Annotated in this window: 17 protein-coding genes; 6 read left to right on the forward strand and 11 right to left on the reverse strand. The window is 58.1% G+C overall.

The genetic code is table 11. From position 1 onward, the window contains the following. Position 1: 1 nt before the first annotated feature. The 6 genes from CFB04_RS14145 to CFB04_RS14170 all read left to right on the forward strand — a co-directional run bounded on the left by CFB04_RS14145 (position 2) and on the right by CFB04_RS14170 (position 5,488). Entirely contained in the window at positions 2-589 is a 588-nt protein-coding gene (locus CFB04_RS14145; protein WP_088535894.1) for an ATP/GTP-binding protein, read from the forward strand. 95 nt (positions 590-684) lie between these two features. Continuing rightward, positions 685-1,617 carry a phosphate/phosphite/phosphonate ABC transporter substrate-binding protein gene (locus tag CFB04_RS14150; RefSeq protein WP_088536852.1) on the forward strand — a complete coding sequence of 311 codons (933 nt, stop codon included), beginning with the start codon at positions 685-687 and terminating at the stop codon, positions 1,615-1,617. A 1-nt stretch (position 1,618) separates the two neighbouring features. Beyond that, positions 1,619-2,152: a hypothetical protein gene (locus tag CFB04_RS14155; RefSeq protein ID WP_088535896.1), complete on the forward strand. Its 534-nt coding sequence runs from the start codon at positions 1,619-1,621 to the stop codon at positions 2,150-2,152. Continuing rightward, positions 2,149-3,255: a YedE family putative selenium transporter gene (gene yedE / locus CFB04_RS14160; protein WP_088535898.1), complete on the forward strand. Its 1,107-nt coding sequence runs from the start codon at positions 2,149-2,151 to the stop codon at positions 3,253-3,255. Before CFB04_RS14155 ends, yedE begins: the two co-directional genes overlap by 4 nt. 83 nt (positions 3,256-3,338) lie before the next feature. Continuing rightward, on the forward strand, positions 3,339-4,145 hold the full coding sequence (locus tag CFB04_RS14165; RefSeq protein ID WP_088535899.1) for a DNA-binding protein: 807 nt from the start codon (positions 3,339-3,341) through the stop codon (positions 4,143-4,145). 83 nt (positions 4,146-4,228) lie between these two features. After that, positions 4,229-5,488: a M48 family metallopeptidase gene (locus CFB04_RS14170; protein WP_231934194.1), complete on the forward strand. Its 1,260-nt coding sequence runs from the start codon at positions 4,229-4,231 to the stop codon at positions 5,486-5,488. Between the two features lie 28 nt (positions 5,489-5,516). Here the strand turns inward: CFB04_RS14170 and gspN are convergent, their stop codons facing one another. From gspN to gspD, 11 genes are read right to left on the reverse strand one after another with little or no spacing between them, the layout of a single operon-like run. Further along, on the reverse strand, positions 5,517-6,353 hold the full coding sequence (gene gspN, locus CFB04_RS14175; protein WP_088535901.1) for a type II secretion system protein GspN: 837 nt from the start codon (positions 6,351-6,353) through the stop codon (positions 5,517-5,519). Positions 6,354-6,355: 2 nt separating this feature from the next. Then, positions 6,356-6,904 carry a general secretion pathway protein GspM gene (locus tag CFB04_RS14180; RefSeq protein WP_088535903.1) on the reverse strand — a complete coding sequence of 183 codons (549 nt, stop codon included), beginning with the start codon at positions 6,902-6,904 and terminating at the stop codon, positions 6,356-6,358. Then, a complete protein-coding gene (gspL, locus tag CFB04_RS14185) occupies positions 6,901-8,211 on the reverse strand; it encodes a type II secretion system protein GspL (protein ID WP_088535905.1) in 1,311 nt (436 codons plus the stop codon). The genes CFB04_RS14180 and gspL overlap by 4 nt, the downstream gene beginning before the upstream one ends. Continuing rightward, positions 8,211-9,134: a type II secretion system minor pseudopilin GspK gene (gspK, locus tag CFB04_RS14190; RefSeq protein ID WP_231934195.1), complete on the reverse strand. Its 924-nt coding sequence runs from the start codon at positions 9,132-9,134 to the stop codon at positions 8,211-8,213. The genes gspL and gspK overlap by 1 nt, the downstream gene beginning before the upstream one ends. Then, a complete protein-coding gene (locus CFB04_RS14195) occupies positions 9,131-9,745 on the reverse strand; it encodes a type II secretion system protein GspJ (RefSeq protein ID WP_088535906.1) in 615 nt (204 codons plus the stop codon). Before CFB04_RS14195 ends, gspK begins: the two co-directional genes overlap by 4 nt. Further along, positions 9,732-10,067, reverse strand: coding sequence for a type II secretion system minor pseudopilin GspI (gene gspI / locus CFB04_RS14200; protein WP_088535910.1), 336 nt, complete (start codon positions 10,065-10,067; stop codon positions 9,732-9,734). The genes CFB04_RS14195 and gspI overlap by 14 nt, the downstream gene beginning before the upstream one ends. Continuing rightward, positions 10,064-10,759, reverse strand: coding sequence for a prepilin-type N-terminal cleavage/methylation domain-containing protein (locus CFB04_RS14205; protein ID WP_231934196.1), 696 nt, complete (start codon positions 10,757-10,759; stop codon positions 10,064-10,066). Before CFB04_RS14205 ends, gspI begins: the two co-directional genes overlap by 4 nt. A gap of 10 nt (positions 10,760-10,769) precedes the next feature. Continuing rightward, on the reverse strand, positions 10,770-11,210 hold the full coding sequence (gene gspG / locus CFB04_RS14210) for a type II secretion system major pseudopilin GspG (RefSeq protein WP_088535911.1): 441 nt from the start codon (positions 11,208-11,210) through the stop codon (positions 10,770-10,772). 46 nt (positions 11,211-11,256) lie between these two features. Further along, a complete protein-coding gene (gene gspF / locus CFB04_RS14215; protein WP_088535913.1) occupies positions 11,257-12,468 on the reverse strand; it encodes a type II secretion system inner membrane protein GspF in 1,212 nt (403 codons plus the stop codon). Further along, the gene (gspE, locus tag CFB04_RS14220; protein ID WP_088535915.1) at positions 12,449-14,005 is read right to left on the reverse strand and encodes a type II secretion system ATPase GspE; all 1,557 of its coding nucleotides are present in this window, start codon (positions 14,003-14,005) and stop codon (positions 12,449-12,451) included. The genes gspF and gspE overlap by 20 nt, the downstream gene beginning before the upstream one ends. Positions 14,006-14,007: 2 nt before the next feature. Beyond that, positions 14,008-15,930: a type II secretion system secretin GspD gene (gene gspD / locus CFB04_RS14225; RefSeq protein ID WP_369833306.1), complete on the reverse strand. Its 1,923-nt coding sequence runs from the start codon at positions 15,928-15,930 to the stop codon at positions 14,008-14,010. Positions 15,931-15,937 lie beyond the last annotated feature (7 nt).

Genomic DNA, 15,937 nt, shown 5'->3' on the forward strand with positions numbered 1-15,937 from the left:
CTTGTCATTCATCAACTACGCCTCCCGTGAAATAAACTGCAAGATCGTCTATTATGGCCCAGGCCTGTGCGGCAAGACCACGAACCTGCAGTACGTCTATCAGCAAACACCCACCGAATCGAAGGGGAAGATGATAAGTCTGGCCACGGAAAGCGAGCGTACGCTTTTCTTCGACTTCCTTCCTCTGGCGCTCGGGGAGATCCGAGGCTTCAAGACCCGTTTTCACCTCTACACCGTACCCGGCCAGGTCTTTTACGATGCATCCAGAAAACTCATTCTGAAAGGAGTGGACGGAGTCGTTTTCGTCGCCGATTCTCAGGAGGAGAGAATGGATGCTAATATCGAATCCCTGGAGAACCTTCGCTACAACCTGAAGGAGCAGGGGTACGACCTTGACAAGCTCCCTTACGTGATTCAATACAACAAGCGTGACCTTCCGAACATCCTGTCCGTCGAGGAACTACGTAAGGAGTTGAACCCGACGAATGTTCCGGACTTCGAAGCATGTGCCATGACGGGCCAGGGGGTTTTCGAAACGCTCAAGGCTGTGGCCAAGCTGGTCCTTATGGACCTGAAGAAGGGGAAGTAGGAGTCGGCCTGCGGGAGTGATTGCAAATCCCTTAGTTTTTCCCTAGAATGGGGCAGCCCGGCAAAAGTCAGGAAGTCACGGGTGGGGGGGAACTGATGGTGGATTCGACTTCTGCAGGAGGATGGGCAAGACTGCGCCGGACGATACTCTTGCTAGCTGTCCTGCTCCTTATCACAATTGGCGGGTGTGATCGGCAGGAGGGGGGCCGGAAGGTCCGCATCGGCTACATGAACTGTAACAGCGAGCAGGAGACTATGGCTCGCTTCCTTCCGCTGACGCGATATCTATCGGAAAAGACCGGGGTAGAATTCGTTGCGGTACCCGTCGATACCCACGACTACGAGAAGCGTTTCAAGGCAGGCGAATTTACCTTTACCCACACTAACTCCCTTCTCTACATCATTCTCCAACACCACTATCAGCTTGGCCTTCTGGCCACCGAGAAAAGAGGCCGTTTCGGGGCAAGAACTGCCGGTTCCATAATTGCGCGCAAGGGGAGTGGAATCAACAAGCTGGCCGACATTAAGGGCAAAAGTATGATCTTCGGTCCCATGATGGCTCCCACCGGCTATCTCGCGGAATACGACCTCATGCTGCGCTCGGGAATCGACCCTGAGAAAGACCTTTCATATTACGCAATCCCCTCAGGCTCCTTCAAACATGAGAAGGTAATCTACGGAGTACTTTTCGACAAATTCGACGTCGCTGCCGCGCCGGCCCTCGACCTAGAGGTGATGGCAAAGGAGGGAAAGATCTCTCCCGACGACTTCGTCATCCTTGGTCAGACACCCATAATACCCTACTGTACGTTCGGAGTTGCCAAGGGAGCGGACCCCAAACTTGCCGAGAAGGTCCGCAAGGCGCTCCTTGAACTGAAGCCTTCCGACACGGTGGAAGTCGATGGTGAAAAGGTCAAGGTACTTAAGGCAGCATGGATCGACGGTTATGAAGAACTACCCGACAAGGAGTACGACCCGATCCGGGAAATGGCCAAGCGTGTCAACATGCCCCCCTATCAGAAGTTCTGAGATGTTCAGCGATTCCACCGACAAGCTTATTGCAGCGTTCCTTCTTGCCACAGCGGCGGGGCTTGTCGGCGTGCTTCTTTTTGACACCGGCGACCGCGCGGGCTCCAGAGCCTCGCGTACAGATAAGGCAATGGAGCGGCAGATCGCAAGCCGGGCACGGGCAGCACTTCTGCAGCAGCTGTATGCCCCGGTGGACGAACTCCGAGCAGCCGGGCAGTTCCAGGCAGCACTCCTCAAACTGGACGAAGTAGGACGCTCATATCCGGGCGAAGCTCACGGGAGCATCCTGCAGGGTGAGATCCTTTTGCATATGGGTGCTGTGAACGAGGCTGCAGCCAGTTTCGTCAGAGGGGTGAAGCTGAATGGCGAGTACGTTGACAGGAAGAGCCCCCTCTCCCGCCGCCAGCAGATAGAAAAGCTTGTGCAGGAAGGATTGAAACCCGCGAGCGGGAGCGTGACTTCAGCCTCATCCCGCGCGGCCCTGCAGAAAGACCTGTTTTATCTTCAGAGCCGGCTGGCTGGAGGGTGTGAATGAGGTTTCCGGACCGGCACCTATGGCTTATTCTGGCATCAGGAGCCCTTCTGGGTCTCTTCGGCATACTCTTGAGCCTGTGGGGGAACCCCGAAAATTCGGGAATTTGTGTCTCCTGTTTCATCGAGAACAGCGCCGGAGCTCTCGGTTTCCACTCCAATCCGAGGATGCAGTACCTCCGTCCGGAACTGATAGGCTTCGTGCTCGGTTCCCTTGCCTGCGCCAGCATCTTTAGTGAATTTCGTCCGCGGGGAGGAAGCGCCTCGCTCACCAGACTCATTTCCGGTATTTTTCTCATAGTGGGCTGCGCCATCTTTATAGGATGCCCTATCAAGCTGTTCCTGCGCCTTGCGGCAGGGGACCTGACTGCTCTCGCTGGAGTGGCAGGCCTCGCTGCAGGGGTATGGGGGGGGATTCGTCTCTCTGCTGCCGGCGTAGTCGTTGGCTCCCACAGCCGCGAGGGGGGGGCGGCCGGAGGACTGATGGTGCCGGCGGCTTTTATGCTCCTTCTCCTTTTCTTGTTTGTCCGCCCGTCGTTTATTCTTTCTTCCGAAACGGGGAGCGGAGCGCAGTACGCCCCGCAGCTCCTTTCCCTGGCCGCAGGATTGCTTCTTGGGGCACTGGCGCAGCGAAGCCGATTCTGCATCACCGGAAGCCTCCGGGATGTGTTGCTCATGGGGGTGCGGGCACCGCTCCTGTGGGGGATGTTGACCTTTGCCGGAACGGCGCTGGCCGCAGCTGTCGTCACCGGAAGTTTTAATCTCGGGTTCTACGGCCAGCCGGGGGCTCATTCCGACCATTTATGGAGCTTTCTCGGGATGGGGCTGGTGGGGGCGATTTCGGTCGTTATCGGCGGATGTCCGTTCCGGCAGCTGGTGAAAGCCGGGGAAGGGGACGCAGACGCGGGAATGACGGTGGTGGGCATGTTCGTAGGGGGAGCCTTGGTGCAGTCGTGGGAGATAGCCGCGACAGCCGCCGGGGTGCCACTCTATGGAAAGGTCGCCGTCCTCGCTGGTATTTTCTTCCTGCTGGGTATCTCTCTTCTGGTGCGGGTACGTCCCGGCCTGGGTCCGGCCAGGATGGCCGGCAGCATTAAATCAGAATAAGTTGTGTATTTCCCGTAAAGCCGTTACTCTGGTGGCGGCGAAAAGCCGCCGGTGGCGGCACCACTGCAAAAGGAGTTTTTGACATGAAATGGCAATCCCAATGGCTTACCCTCGCTTCGATGCTCCTGCTCCCCGCGGCAGGTTACTGTTTTGCCGGTTACTCAGCGAAACCACCCAGGGAAGCGGCTCCAGCTGTGTCTCCTGAAGCGGCTGCAGCATCGGAAGCGCAACCTAAGGCGGATAACGAGGAAAAACGTCCCACGCATGTGGGGAAAGTACTCGAAACCATGCATGGTGGTGAGTATACCTACATCAAGCTCGAAAAAGCCAATGGGGAAACAAAATGGTTTGCGGTTCCTGTGGCCGAGGTGAAGGTGGGGGATCAGGTGGAGCTCATGCAGGGAATGGAGATGGGCCAGTTCAAAAGCAAGGCCCTCAACCGTACATTTGAAAGCATCAACTTTTCTGGTGGCGTAATTGTCAAGGAGGACGACGAAACCATCAAGAAGAAAGCTCATAAAGGCATAGTGGCCGATGCAGCGAAAGATGGCGCGTCTGCCGAGCCTATTAAAGTTGAGCGGGCCACCGGTGCCGATTCCTACACCATTGCCGAGGTCTTTCAGAAGAAGGGGGAACTCGCCGGCAGGAAGGTCGTGGTAAGAGGAAAGGTGGTCAAGGTCTCCGAGGGGATCATGGGCAAGAACTGGGTCCACCTCCGTGACGGAAGCGGCGATGCGGCCAAGGGAACCCATAACCTCATCGCCACTACCCAGGAAGTTCCCGCTGTCGGGGATACCATAACCCTGAAAGGGGACTTCTTCCGGGACAAGGATTTCGGAAGCGGTTACCTCTACGACGTCATAGTTGAAAACGCTACGTTCACCAAATAAGTTGTTCCACCCACCTTTGACGCATACAGCCCCCTGCAACCCAGGGGGCTGTTTCGTTATACAATGAGCCCTAGGGAGATCTAGTGTCATCACCACAGTACATTCTTGTCGCTTTCTATCTGACGGCATTCGGGTTGCGGGCCTGGCTCCGTTTTCTGAATCTGCGCCACCTGAAGAAGAATGGACATGTCGTTCCCCATGCCTTCGTTGGTGCAGTTGATGCGGATAAACTCAGGCAAACAGCCGCCTACACGGTCGAACAGAGCCGGCTCGGTCTCGTCACCTCGTTGTTCGACAGCACTCTGCTGCTCATCTTTATTTTCGGAGGATTGCTTCCTCTGTACGATTCCTGGATATCGACCCTCAGCCATTCTTTTGTCGGCAGGGGGCTCCTCTTTTTTCTATTCCTTTCATGGGCGGCGGCCATCCTCGAAGCCCCCTTCAGTTTCTACGGTACGTTCCGGATCGAAAGCCGCTACGGCTTCAATACGATGACGCTCAAATTGTGGCTGTCTGATCTGGTAAAGTCCATGCTCCTCGGCGCGGTGCTGCTCGGTGTTCTCGGAGGCGGAGCACTCGCCCTCGTAGCGGCCAGCCCGGAACGTTGGTGGCTATGGGTCTGGTGCTTCTTCGCCGGGGCGAGCCTGTTTCTAATGTACATCTCCCCTTATCTGATCGAGCCGCTTTTCAACAAGTTCGAGCCGATCAGGGACAGGGAACTAGAGGGAAAGGTTGTCGAGCTTATGGAGCGTGCCGGAATAAAGGTGAGCAGTGTGATGCAGGTGGATGCATCGCGCCGCAGCCGGCACTCCAACGCCTATTTCACCGGGATAGGGAAAGTGAAGCGGATCGTACTGTACGACACGCTGCTGGAACAGATGAACCATGACGAGGTCCTGGCCGTGCTTGCTCACGAAGTGGGTCACTGGAAGAAGGGGCACATCCGCAAGCGCCTGCTGTTTACCCAGGTCGGAGCGTTTTCTGTCTGCGCTGCCGCCCACGCCATTCTGTCATGGGGAGGGCTTCCCTTGGTATTCGGGCTTCCCCCGCTTTCATTCGCTCCCCAGCTCGTCCTGCTGTCATTTCTCGGCACGCTCCTCTCCTTCCCGCTGACACCGCTCATGAGCTGGATGTCGAGGCGCCACGAGTGGGAGTCCGACAGGTACGCCGCGGAGCTGTCGGGTAGGCCCGCAGCACTTGCCTCAGCACTCGTCAAACTGAGTTCCGAAAACCTGGCAAATCTGCACCCGCACCCGCTCTATGCATGGTTCTACTACTCCCATCCACCGGTGGTGGAGCGGGTGGACCGGTTGCAGGAAATGGGGGGAAGGAGTGCGGATTGATTTTTTAGGTGGGGTCGAACCGTCTTCTTCAGAAAACGGAGGGGTGACTGAGAGTGCCGCGGATGGGGATCTGGTAGTGACCGGGGGTGTCCAGATACTTGGCAAGGAGGAGAAAGACGAATTTCTGCCGTTCCATGAACTCCGGTTTAGGCATCAGTTCGAGGATCAGATTGAGCGGCGCAGAGGGGAGGGATGCAACAAGGGGCACATCTCCCTTAAGCCGCACATAGAGCCCCTCTCCCTGCATTGTGGCACTCTGAAGTAGAATTCTTCCGCCAGTGACTCGGAGCTTGATCTGGGCCAGTGAGTAGGCGGCGTCCGGAAGGGGCATGACGCCTATCTTGACCCCCGCCAGCTCCACGGCCTTTGCTTCGACCTGTATATCCCCGCCAGGCGTGCTCCTCAGCTTCCTGATTTCCGCATGCCCGCGGAGATCACCCTTTACCTGGGCCGACGCCTTGGTGGAGAAGAAAGGAATATCTTCGAGCCGGACCGCCCGAGCCGTGAGTACAATGCTGCCTCCCCCGGTGGCGGTGTAGCTGCCGATAACGCCGCCGCCTCCGATTCTGGCATCGAGGCCTACGCGGACTCGGCCGATCAGCAGCGGGAGGACATGCAACCTGACTGCGGCGTCGTCTGCCTTGATGAGAGCTCCCTGGTCGTTGCCGATGGTCAGGTTACGGACCCTGATTCCCAGCGGAAAAGCCTTGGTAACCTTCCCCGACTGCAGGAGGAAACCCCTGCTTTCGAGCCCGCGCGACAACACGCCTCGCAATGCTTCGTTAGGGATGAAGGCCACCGTCAGCATGAGTAACAGCAGGAGTGCGGCAGCTACTGCCGCTACAATCAGGAGCCGCTGTCTCATGGTCAACGCTGCCCTTGGGGAGCAGGTTTCAGAAGGGCTACCGTCAACGTTACGTCGAACAGGGCCGGGTTGTCGAAACGGGTTTTTAGAAGGGCCCTTTTGATCACTACCGGCTTTGCCCCCTTTTCCAGCTTGAAGAGGAGGTTCACCGTTTCATTTGCACTCAGGCCGTCCATCTTCACTTCTGCAGCATCCTCGACGAAGCCGCTACCCTGTTCCCCTCGGAGCGGCCGGATCTGCAGGTTCTTACCCTTGATTCCAGTTTCCTCCACCACTTTCGCGGGGGAATCTTCCGGTCTGACAGACGCCATGCGGTTGGCGAGCTTTTGAGCACCCATGCTCGCTTCCCGGTATCGCGCCTTGAGCTGTAGCATTTCCACCACTGCCGCTTCCCTGGAGGCCCTTTTCCGTTTCAGGGTAGTGATGCCTGCGTTTATCGAAGAAAGAAGAAGAGCGGCTATCAGAACGATGGCTATGCCGATGCCGATCCGCAGGCGGGTTTGCGGGTCCATGTTCCGGTACTGTTCCTGGAGATAGGCTGCATACTTCATTTGCGCTCCCCCTTTAACGTGCCGCGGAAGAGAAAGGTGACGCTTCCATCGGGGCGCGACTTGATTTCACCCACCTCTGCTCCTGCGAACTGGGCGGCCGCTCTTGCCCTGAAGTCATTTACCGCCTGGACCGATCGTGCCTCCCCCTTCAACCGAACCTGCCCACCTGTGATTTCAGCCTCATAGATTCCGGTAACGTCCTCCCCCTTCAGGTCGGCCAGCAACCTCAGGGCATTCAGGGTTCCGGATGCGGCGCCGCCCCCCCCCAGCCGCCTGATCTCCGAGCGAAGCTCCGCAACTTCGTCCACCGGCTTCTTGCGTCCGGGGAATACCTCCTTGTAGATGCTCATTATGGATGCATTGAGGGAGGCCAGGTCACGCTTTACGAGATAGTGCCGGAGCCCTGCCTCAGCAAGAAAGACTATTATGGCGGCGACGGCCAATAAAAGCGTCAGGCGAAGCTTGCGGCGAAGCTTTTCCCGTCCCGTCGTGTACGCCAGCTCTCCCGTGCGGAAATTGACCGCTTCCCCTGTCATGCAGGCCCGTACGGCGGCATAGGCTCCGGCAAGATCGCGCGCAGCCTCCTCATCTCCGGTGAAGGCTTCATACATTTCGGAGTGGATGGGGAGCGGAGACGCAGTAACACCTTCTACCTTCTGCCATCCTTTCGCAGCGGCACCATGAAGCAGCAGGCGCTCCACGGTAACTTCCCTGCCGAGTTCAACGGCGGCAAGGGTACGTGTAAGCCCACCTTCATCGTCGGAATGAAGGGGACGGAAGTAGAATGGTGCAGCATTGCGATAGACGGTGAGTGCTTCACCGTCCGTAATCGCAGTCACTCCGGCGCTTGCGGGTATGAGATTTCCCCAGTGGCAGAGGGGGGCGGTCACGAATTCCGGCTCGACACCAGCCTCGGCATGAAGGCGGATCTGCTCAGCCACATCCCGGCGTCGTGCCCATATTGCCAGAGCTTTGCCTTCCGAAAGAGGTATCCCATCGAAGATGAGCTCGTCGGTGTCGAGGGCGGTCTCACCCTTGAGTTCCAGTGGGAGCACGTCGCGCAGCTTTCGCCGGTCGGCGATGGGGAGTTCCACCTCCCGCAGGAAGAGCGAGTCCGGTTTCAGGCAGAGGATGACCCGATCCTGCTCCCGGTTTACCGGGCCGATTTTGGCGAGCAGCTCGGGGAGCGGCGTCGGCTCGTCGTTGGAGCAGCGGGCTCCTCCGGTGAAGAGGAGCGAGCCCCGGCGCTGCTGGAACCGCGCTACGACCGTTGCCGATCGCGTCTGTTGTATAACGAGATAATTCATCAGAATTCTCTCCAATAGAGGTACTGACCAAGATTCGAGGATGGAACCACCGCCTCTACCGTTCTGGTAGTTTCGCGCACCGTTGCTTCGGAGACGATGCGGTATAAGCTCGGTGTTACACTGGCGCCGCTTTGTAATTCAGGAGGCACTTCAACTCCGGGTACAAGACCTAGCTCCGAAATATTCTTAAAAGGGGATTTCTCCCGGTACTCATCCACCTGCTTTGCAAGTTCAAGATTCATCCGGTCAGTTAGAGCAGCCAAAACTGCTATCGGAGCGGTATTGATGTTTATTTTGGATGCTGCGATCCCGGATCTCTCTACCGGGTATACCGTGATTAAAGGTTTAAGCGCTTCAACAGTTGCGTGGCTGAAACCTTTTACGAGCGCCAGCTCTTCAACACTCTCCAGAACCGAGTTCTTTGCAATGTAGGGCTGTTTCAGTGCCATGTAAAAGGAAGACTCCGCGCCACCTGGGGCTGGAGTGTCATTATCATCCCGCCAGTCTGAAAGGGCATCAAGAAGGTCGAGGGGCAGATTTGCATTCTTGAGCAGCCGTGTCGCAACACCATGGTAAAATGAGTTCTCGGACCCCGCAGGTGTGAACACGTCATTCAGGTTCAGCTTTCCACTCTCATCGATGATCGTTACAACGAGCCGCCCCTTTTCATCCTCAAGCTGGATCGGATTCTTCAGCGGATCGGGGAGCAGCAGCCCCGCGCTGGAGGTCGAAAGCTGCAGGAGCTTGATCCCGGCCTCCACCCCCGAATTAGCCATCAGGCTCGCCTGCTGGGCGTCGACGAAATTCTGCCTGGAACTTGTCCCCACATACACATCGTCGATGAATTCCACCGAGAGCGCCACGAGGAGCGCCGTCACGAGCAGGGTGATGATCAGGGCGAAGCCCTTCTCGTTCCGCATCATTGGAATCGCCGGGGAGAAGCTATGGTGCTGAAGTTGACGGTGCCTTCCCCTTCTTTTATGGTGATGGTTACCCGTATCGCCTTCGGAAGATTCGAATTCTGGGCGGTGTCCCACACCCTAACCCATTTACTCCCGTCAGGAGAGCATTCCACCAGAAAGCCTTCAAGCTCCTCCATCTGCGGGTACAGGAGAGGGTCCTCTTCGTGGTACAGGTCCTTCACCTGCCGTGCCAGCGTAATTTTCCCATCCCGTTCAATGGGCCGGTATCGCACTTCAGCCTGATCCGAGACCTGCTCCGCCCCCTCCTTGGGCGGGATGATCGTCGTGAAATTCAGGATCGACGCCGGTTTCCCGAAGAAATCCCGATCCTCCACCACGAAATGGAGCCGAGGGTTCGCTTTGGCTTTGTCATATACCGCTGCGGAAAGCTCCCGGCGCAGCTGATCGAGGGTGGCCCGCAGCTCCCGGTCGGCTTCCATCCTCGCAGTGGCCGATTCCTTCCCGCGCATGACGGAGAACCAAGTCCCGTATAGGGCGGTGCTGAGGATGGCCAGGAGCCCAAGAGCCAGGAGCACTTCCAGTAGGGTGAAGCCGCGGTCACTTCGCCACATACTGCACCAGGGAGAGATTTCTTCGTGCGTTGTCCCACGAAACGGTGAGGGTCATTTTGTCCAGGAGGGGGAGCTGGGTCGGTGCGACATCCAATACCCATCCGTACCCCGGCCACTCTGGGGCGAAAGTTCCATTTTTAGTTTCCTGCTCGCGCAAGCGCGGATCGTCGAGTTTCGCGCGCGCAAGCAGCATGGCCACCGTCTCTTCCCGGTCCCGGGTGGCAACGGAGAGATTGTAGTTGAAGGATGTGATCACCGTGAGAACCACGCCCGCCATGATGGCGAGGGCTATCATCACTTCGAGCAGGGTGAACCCCTTCACGGCCTAACCTCCTGGTACCCCTCCGCGACCTTCACCTTTCCGGAATCGGGGAACGCCATGATGGTCATCTGTGCGCCCTTCTCCCCCTTCAGATGTACGGTAACGAACTCGGCCAGACCGCGGCTTCCGAAATCGATGACCGCTTCGCCGTCAATGATGGTTCCCAGACGCGGGATCTGAACGTCCTCGATGGAAATGTCTTCTGCAAGGCTGCGCTTCGCCAGGAAATTGTCTGTTACGGCAGTCTCCTTCCGATTTTCAAACCTTGTGACGGTGATGCTGCCGTCGTCTATCCCCAGACGCATCCGGTAGTGAGTCTTCGTCGCCACAGCCTGGTCCCCCAGGTAACGGAAGGTGGCGGCAAGGGAGCGCGCGGAGCTGCGAAGCTCTCCAGCGGCGGTGGAAGGAAGGCGCGGCAGCACGAGCATCATCGCCATTGATATGATGACGATGACCACCACCATCTCAATGAGCGTGAAGCCGTTGGGAGGTCGCTGAAAAAGAGCCGTCTCGCTGCCGTCCTCGAAAGCCGCCGTGTGCGGCGTAGCAGTGTTTATGCCCCAGAGGGTACTACGCCTCCGTGGGGCTTTCTGCGGGTGCGACGATCCGGCTGCTTTTGAGCGAACTGGGTGTTTCCCGAACCGAGCAGGCTCTCCTCCGCATGCTATGATTGCCGCCAATCGCGCCGGCATCGCTTTTCCGTTACCTCAGGTTCCAGCTCTCGATGTCGGCGTTCTTCCCTTCGCCTCCCTTCACCCCATCGGCTCCGAGAGAGTAGAGGTCGTAATCGCCATGCTCACCGGGCGAAAGGTAGATGTAGTCGTTGCCCCACGGGTCTTTGGGAGCATTCTTGCTTTCGAGGTAGCCTTCGGGCTTGTAGTTCTTCGGGATAATCCCGGTTGTCGGCTTGGAGATCAGAGCGGCCAGACCCTGCTCTGTAGCCGGATAGACGCCGTTGTCGAGCTTGTAGAGCTTGAGGCCGGTTTCCAGGTTCCTGATCTGAACTTTGGCGTCGGCAATCTTGGCGTCATCGGAACGCCCCATGATCCGCGGACCTACAAGGGCGGCAAGGGCGGCAAGAATGACGATAACCACCATGATTTCGATGAGAGTGAAGCCTTTCTCGTTGTTGCGTATGCGCATGTGAAACCTCCGATAAAGCGTTGTGGTGCGGCTGTACAGCCTTATTCTACTTGATGAGCTGGTTCAACTGGAAGATGGGGAGCAATACCGCGAGGACGACGACTCCGACGGCCAGTCCCATGCCGAGGACGAGGAGCGGCTCCAGGAGCGCCATGAATCTGCTGATTGCGGTATCGAACTCTTTCTCGAAGGCAGAGCCGGCCTTAAGGAGCATGGTTTCTAGTTCCCCACCCCTCTCTCCCACAGCGATCATGTGAACGAGGAGCGGCGGGAAAAGGCTGCTTCTGCCGAGGGCTGCGGAGAGACTCCCCCCTTCGGTAAGTTCTGCGCGCGCCTGGGCGAGGACCGACCTGTACTGACGGTTAACCACAACATCGCCGCTGATCTCCATAGCCCTGATCATGGGCACACCGCTCTGGAGCAAAAGGCCGAGCACTTTGGCGAACCGCGACAGGATAAGCCGCTGCCAGAGTGGCCCGACGAGGGGAAGCCGGAGAATCAGGCGGTCCTGGGCAGCACGGAAAGATTCCTTGCGGCGTCCACGGTCGTAAGCTATCGCTACGACGCAGCCGACGAGAACCAGGAGCCACCACCAGTGCTGGAGTAGCGTGCTTACCTTGATGAGCACCACCGTGATGAGAGGAAGCGCTGCCTTGCTCTCCTGGAAAACGGTGATGATGCGCGGCACAACGAAGGCGAGGAGGAAGAGCATCACGCCGGTTCCGACGACCATCATGAGCACCGGGTAGGCAAGGGAGGTTACCACCTTACTCCGCACCTGCTCCTGGTCTTCAAGGAACTCCGCCAGCCGTTCGAGAACAACTTCGAGAGCGCCGCTCGCCTCGCCGGCGGCAACCATGTTGATGTAGCTTTCGCTGAAAATACGGGGCTCTGCACCCATTGCTTTCGCAAGGTTTGAGCCTTCAGCCAGCCGGTCGCGGATGCGTCCGAGGACATTCCTGAGCTCCCCCGCCCGCTCCTGCTGCTGAAGCGTGGTGACCGCTTCATAAACCGGGACCGCAGAGCCGAGGAGTGTCGCGAGGCGGCGGGTCATGAGGGAGAGGTCGGCCAGGGAGACCCGTCGGCGAAGCGGAGCGAACAGCCCCTTTGCCGCTACTTCCTCCGCCGGTATGATCTCCCGGGGATAGAGTCCCTTTTTTTTCAGGCGCTCCCGCGCATCCCGCGGGTTCTCCGCGTCGATGGTACCCGCCGTTTCGGCTCCTCCCGGCTTATAGGCACTATAGCGGAAGGTCGGCATAGTCTTCCTGGGTTACCCGCAGAACTTCCTCGATGGTTGTGATGCCGGCGGCGGCTTTGGCAAGGCCGTCTTCACGCAGCGTCCGCATTCCCCGGGAAATGGCGTACTCCTTGATCGTGCCGGCAGGAGCGTGCTTGATTACCATTGAACAGACCTCCGCGTCCACCAGCAGGAGCTCATAGATGCCGATCCGCCCGACACTCCCGAGTCCGAAGCAGCGGTCGCAGCCGCGGCCCCGGTAGAGGAGGGGAGGAAGCTCGATCCCCGCGTATTCGCGTTCGGGGCGGTACTCCTCCTTGCAGTGGGGGCAGATCACCCGCACGAGGCGCTGTGCGAGGACTGCCGAAAGCGTGGAGGCAACCATGAAGGGCTCGATCCCCATGTCGATCAGACGGGTCACGGCGGTAGCGGAGTCGTTTGTGTGGAGGGTGGAGAGGACGAGATGACCTGTGAGGCTCGCCTGCATGGCTATTTCGGCGGTTTCAACGTCGCGAATCTCACCGACCATTATGATATCCGGGTCCTGCCGCAGAATCGACCGGAGCCCGCTGGCGAAGGTGAGATCTATCTTCGCATTCACCTGGATCTGCCCGACCCCCTTCAGCTGGTACTCTATCGGGTCCTCGATGGTGATTATGTTCTTGTCGGGGGAGTTGAGCTTGGTGAGCGCAGCGTAGAGGGTGGTCGTCTTTCCGCTGCCGGTGGGGCCTGTGACGAGAATGATCCCGTTGCTGCGGGCCAGGAGGCGGTCCATAACCGTTACGTCACGCTCGGAAAGGCCGATGTCCGAAAGGGAAATGACCCCTTTCTGCTTGTCAAGCAGACGGAGCACCACCCTCTCACCGAAGAAAGTCGGGATGATGGAAACGCGGATGTCCACGTCCCGTCCCGCCACTATCACCCGGAACCTGCCATCCTGGGGGAGGCGCTTTTCCGCTATGTTGAGCCCGGACATGATCTTTACGCGTGAAATGAGCGCTTCCTGTACCACCTTCGGCGGGGCGAGCATCTTGTAGAGGATGCCGTCGATGCGGAAACGCACCTCCAGCTCCCGCTCGAAAGGCTCGATGTGAATATCGCTGGCCCGCTCCTTCACTGCCTGGAAGAGGATCGAGTTTAGGAGGCGTATGACGGGGGCCTCGTCGGTCAGGTCGAGGAGGTCCCGAGGGTGGGTGAGCTCCGTGGCAATGGTGGAGAGATCTTCTCCCTGCAGCTCCTCCACCACTTCCTGGGCCGAGCCTGAAATGCGGGCATAGAGCCGGTTGATGGCGTCGAGGACCTCCTGCCGCGGCACGAGGACCGGCGCCACCGGCATCTCGAACACCCCCTTCACCTCGTCGAGGGCCAGGAGGTTAGCCGGGTCACCAAGCGCCACTACCAGCCGGCCCTCCTCCTCCGCGAGGGGCAGGATGAGGTTGTTGCGGGCAAAGGCGAGGGGGAGCCGGCTCAGGAGTGCGGAGTCGACCTGCCTGTCCTCGATCTCCTCCTGGAAGGGGAGGCCGAACCGTGCTGCTATTTCAGGAGTGGTTTCTGTCATGGTTATCGGGCTGGCGGCGCGCTTATGTTCTGCAGTTCCGTACCGAGGCTGAAAGGAGCATCGGTGGCAATGGCGGCCTTATTGAACTTTTCCCTCTGAATGTTCGAAACCTCTGCCATCTCCGCGGCACTCCTTATGATCCGGGGAGTCAGGACTATCATCAGGTTCGTTTTGTCGCGGGTGAAGTTTTTGTACTTGAAAAGATACCCTAGAAGCGGAATGTCCCCGAGGAGCGGAACCTTACTGATCGATTCCCGTTCTCTGTCCTGAATGAGACCTCCGATTACAACCATCTCATTGTCTTTCACGACTACAGAGGTCTTGGCCGATCTTTTGGTGGTGATGAGATCCGCTGCGCCCGTCGTAGTAGTGGGATTTACTGCCGAGATTTCCTGGTAGAGATCAAGCTTGACGTACTCCCCCTCGCTGATCTGAGGAGTGAGCTTGAGGCTGATCCCCGTGTCTTTCCGTTCAATCGACTGGAGAGTCGAGGTGGTCGAGACGGTGACGTTACCGCGGAAAGGGACGTTTTCTCCTACGAATATTTCAGCCTCTTTATTGTCGGATGTGAGAATGTTTGGTGTCGAGAGGACGTTTACGGCACCGTTTGTTTCAAGTGCCCGCAAAATAGCGGCAAAATTGGCAGGAGTTTCGACCTGGGGGAAACTTACGACACTATTTGCGCTCGCTATTGTTTGAAGCACTGAGGTGAGCACACCCTGAGGATCGTACTGGCCGAAGACACTGGCGTATTCCCCATCGGTTGCCGCACCGACCATTCCCCACTGCAGGCCCAGGTCTTTCAGCTTGTTCAAGGAGATCTCCGCGATCATAGCCTGAACGAACACCTGCCTCCGCCGCTTGTCCAGCTTCTGGATCACCTGCGACAGGTTCTGGTAATCGTTGGGTGAAGCCATGATGACGAGGGAGTTGGTCGCCTTGTCGGGGGTGATGGTGATCTTCCCCCCTTCGAAGGGTGACTGCTGTGGTGGCGCGGCTTGCCCCGGTTGCCCCTGCTGGGCTTGGGCAGCGGAGCCTTTGACCACTCCGTCGAGGACTTTGGCTACTTCGGTGGCGTCTGCATTTTCGAGATAGTAGACATTGACCTTGCTGCTGGTGGTGGGAGGGACGACATCGAGCATTGAGATGAGCTGTTTGATGTCCCCCTTGTCCCGGTCGCTGCCGAAGATGATGAGCGCGTTGAGCCTTGTATCGGGGACGACGAGGACGCCGGTTCCGGCTGATGCGGCTGCCCCTCCTGCCTGTCCTTGTCCTTTTCCTACAGCCTTCCCGCCGATCCAGTCGCGCACCACGTTCGCCACGGTTTCAGCTGTGGCGTTCTTCAGGAAGACCAATTCGGGTCCCTGGCGCGGCTGGTCTCCGTCGATCAGGTTCAGGATGCTGAGCACCTTGTTGGTGTTGAGGGCGGAGTCCACCAGGAGGATCATGTTGCCCGGCCCGAACGCGGAGATGTAACCATCCTTGGACACGACCGGCTGGAGGAAGGTTACGGCATCCGCTGCGGATATGTTGTCGAGGGTAATTACCCGCGCAACATACGAATCGTTCACCGGCCCCCGTTCACGGTCGGTCAGGATCTTCGTCCCCGATTGCCGCGCTGCGGCGGTGGGGACGATCTTGTAGACGCGACCCGCCTGGATTACTGTGAATCCTTTCAGCTCCAGCACCGAGGTGAAAACGTTGAAGGCATCGTCAAGGGAGAGCTTTGCGGGGGAGAAAACGGATATCTTGCCTTTGACCCGGTCGTCCATGATGAAATTTCGCCCGGTGAGGTCGCTGATGAATTTCACCATTGTGGAGATGTCGACTTCGTTGAAGTTGAGCACCACCCCCTTCGATACTGCATGAGCTGGAGCGGACGTGATGCACACCAGGAGGGAAAGGACTATAGCTGCTACTCGAATATTCAAT

Source organism: Geobacter sp. DSM 9736 (genome assembly GCF_900187405.1).
Lineage (GTDB): Bacteria > Desulfobacterota > Desulfuromonadia > Geobacterales > Geobacteraceae > DSM-9736.

Excerpts from the sequence above, each read along its gene's own strand:
- CFB04_RS14165 (WP_088535899.1), top strand. The coding sequence starts at position 3,339 with ATGAAATGGCAATCCCAATGGCTTACCCTCGCTTCGATGCTCCTGCTC.
- CFB04_RS14205 (WP_231934196.1), bottom strand. The coding sequence starts at position 10,759 with ATGCCGGCGCGATTGGCGGCAATCATAGCATGCGGAGGAGAGCCTGCT.
- gspK (WP_231934195.1), bottom strand. The coding sequence starts at position 9,134 with ATGATGCGGAACGAGAAGGGCTTCGCCCTGATCATCACCCTGCTCGTG.
- gspF (WP_088535913.1), bottom strand. The coding sequence starts at position 12,468 with ATGCCGACCTTCCGCTATAGTGCCTATAAGCCGGGAGGAGCCGAAACG.
- gspE (WP_088535915.1), bottom strand. The coding sequence starts at position 14,005 with ATGACAGAAACCACTCCTGAAATAGCAGCACGGTTCGGCCTCCCCTTC.
- gspG (WP_088535911.1), bottom strand. The coding sequence starts at position 11,210 with ATGCGCATACGCAACAACGAGAAAGGCTTCACTCTCATCGAAATCATG.
- CFB04_RS14155 (WP_088535896.1), top strand. The coding sequence starts at position 1,619 with ATGTTCAGCGATTCCACCGACAAGCTTATTGCAGCGTTCCTTCTTGCC.
- CFB04_RS14180 (WP_088535903.1), bottom strand. The coding sequence starts at position 6,904 with ATGAAGTATGCAGCCTATCTCCAGGAACAGTACCGGAACATGGACCCG.
- yedE (WP_088535898.1), top strand. The coding sequence starts at position 2,149 with ATGAGGTTTCCGGACCGGCACCTATGGCTTATTCTGGCATCAGGAGCC.
- CFB04_RS14195 (WP_088535906.1), bottom strand. The coding sequence starts at position 9,745 with ATGTGGCGAAGTGACCGCGGCTTCACCCTACTGGAAGTGCTCCTGGCT.
- gspN (WP_088535901.1), bottom strand. The coding sequence starts at position 6,353 with ATGAGACAGCGGCTCCTGATTGTAGCGGCAGTAGCTGCCGCACTCCTG.
- gspL (WP_088535905.1), bottom strand. The coding sequence starts at position 8,211 with ATGAATTATCTCGTTATACAACAGACGCGATCGGCAACGGTCGTAGCG.
- CFB04_RS14150 (WP_088536852.1), top strand. The coding sequence starts at position 685 with ATGGTGGATTCGACTTCTGCAGGAGGATGGGCAAGACTGCGCCGGACG.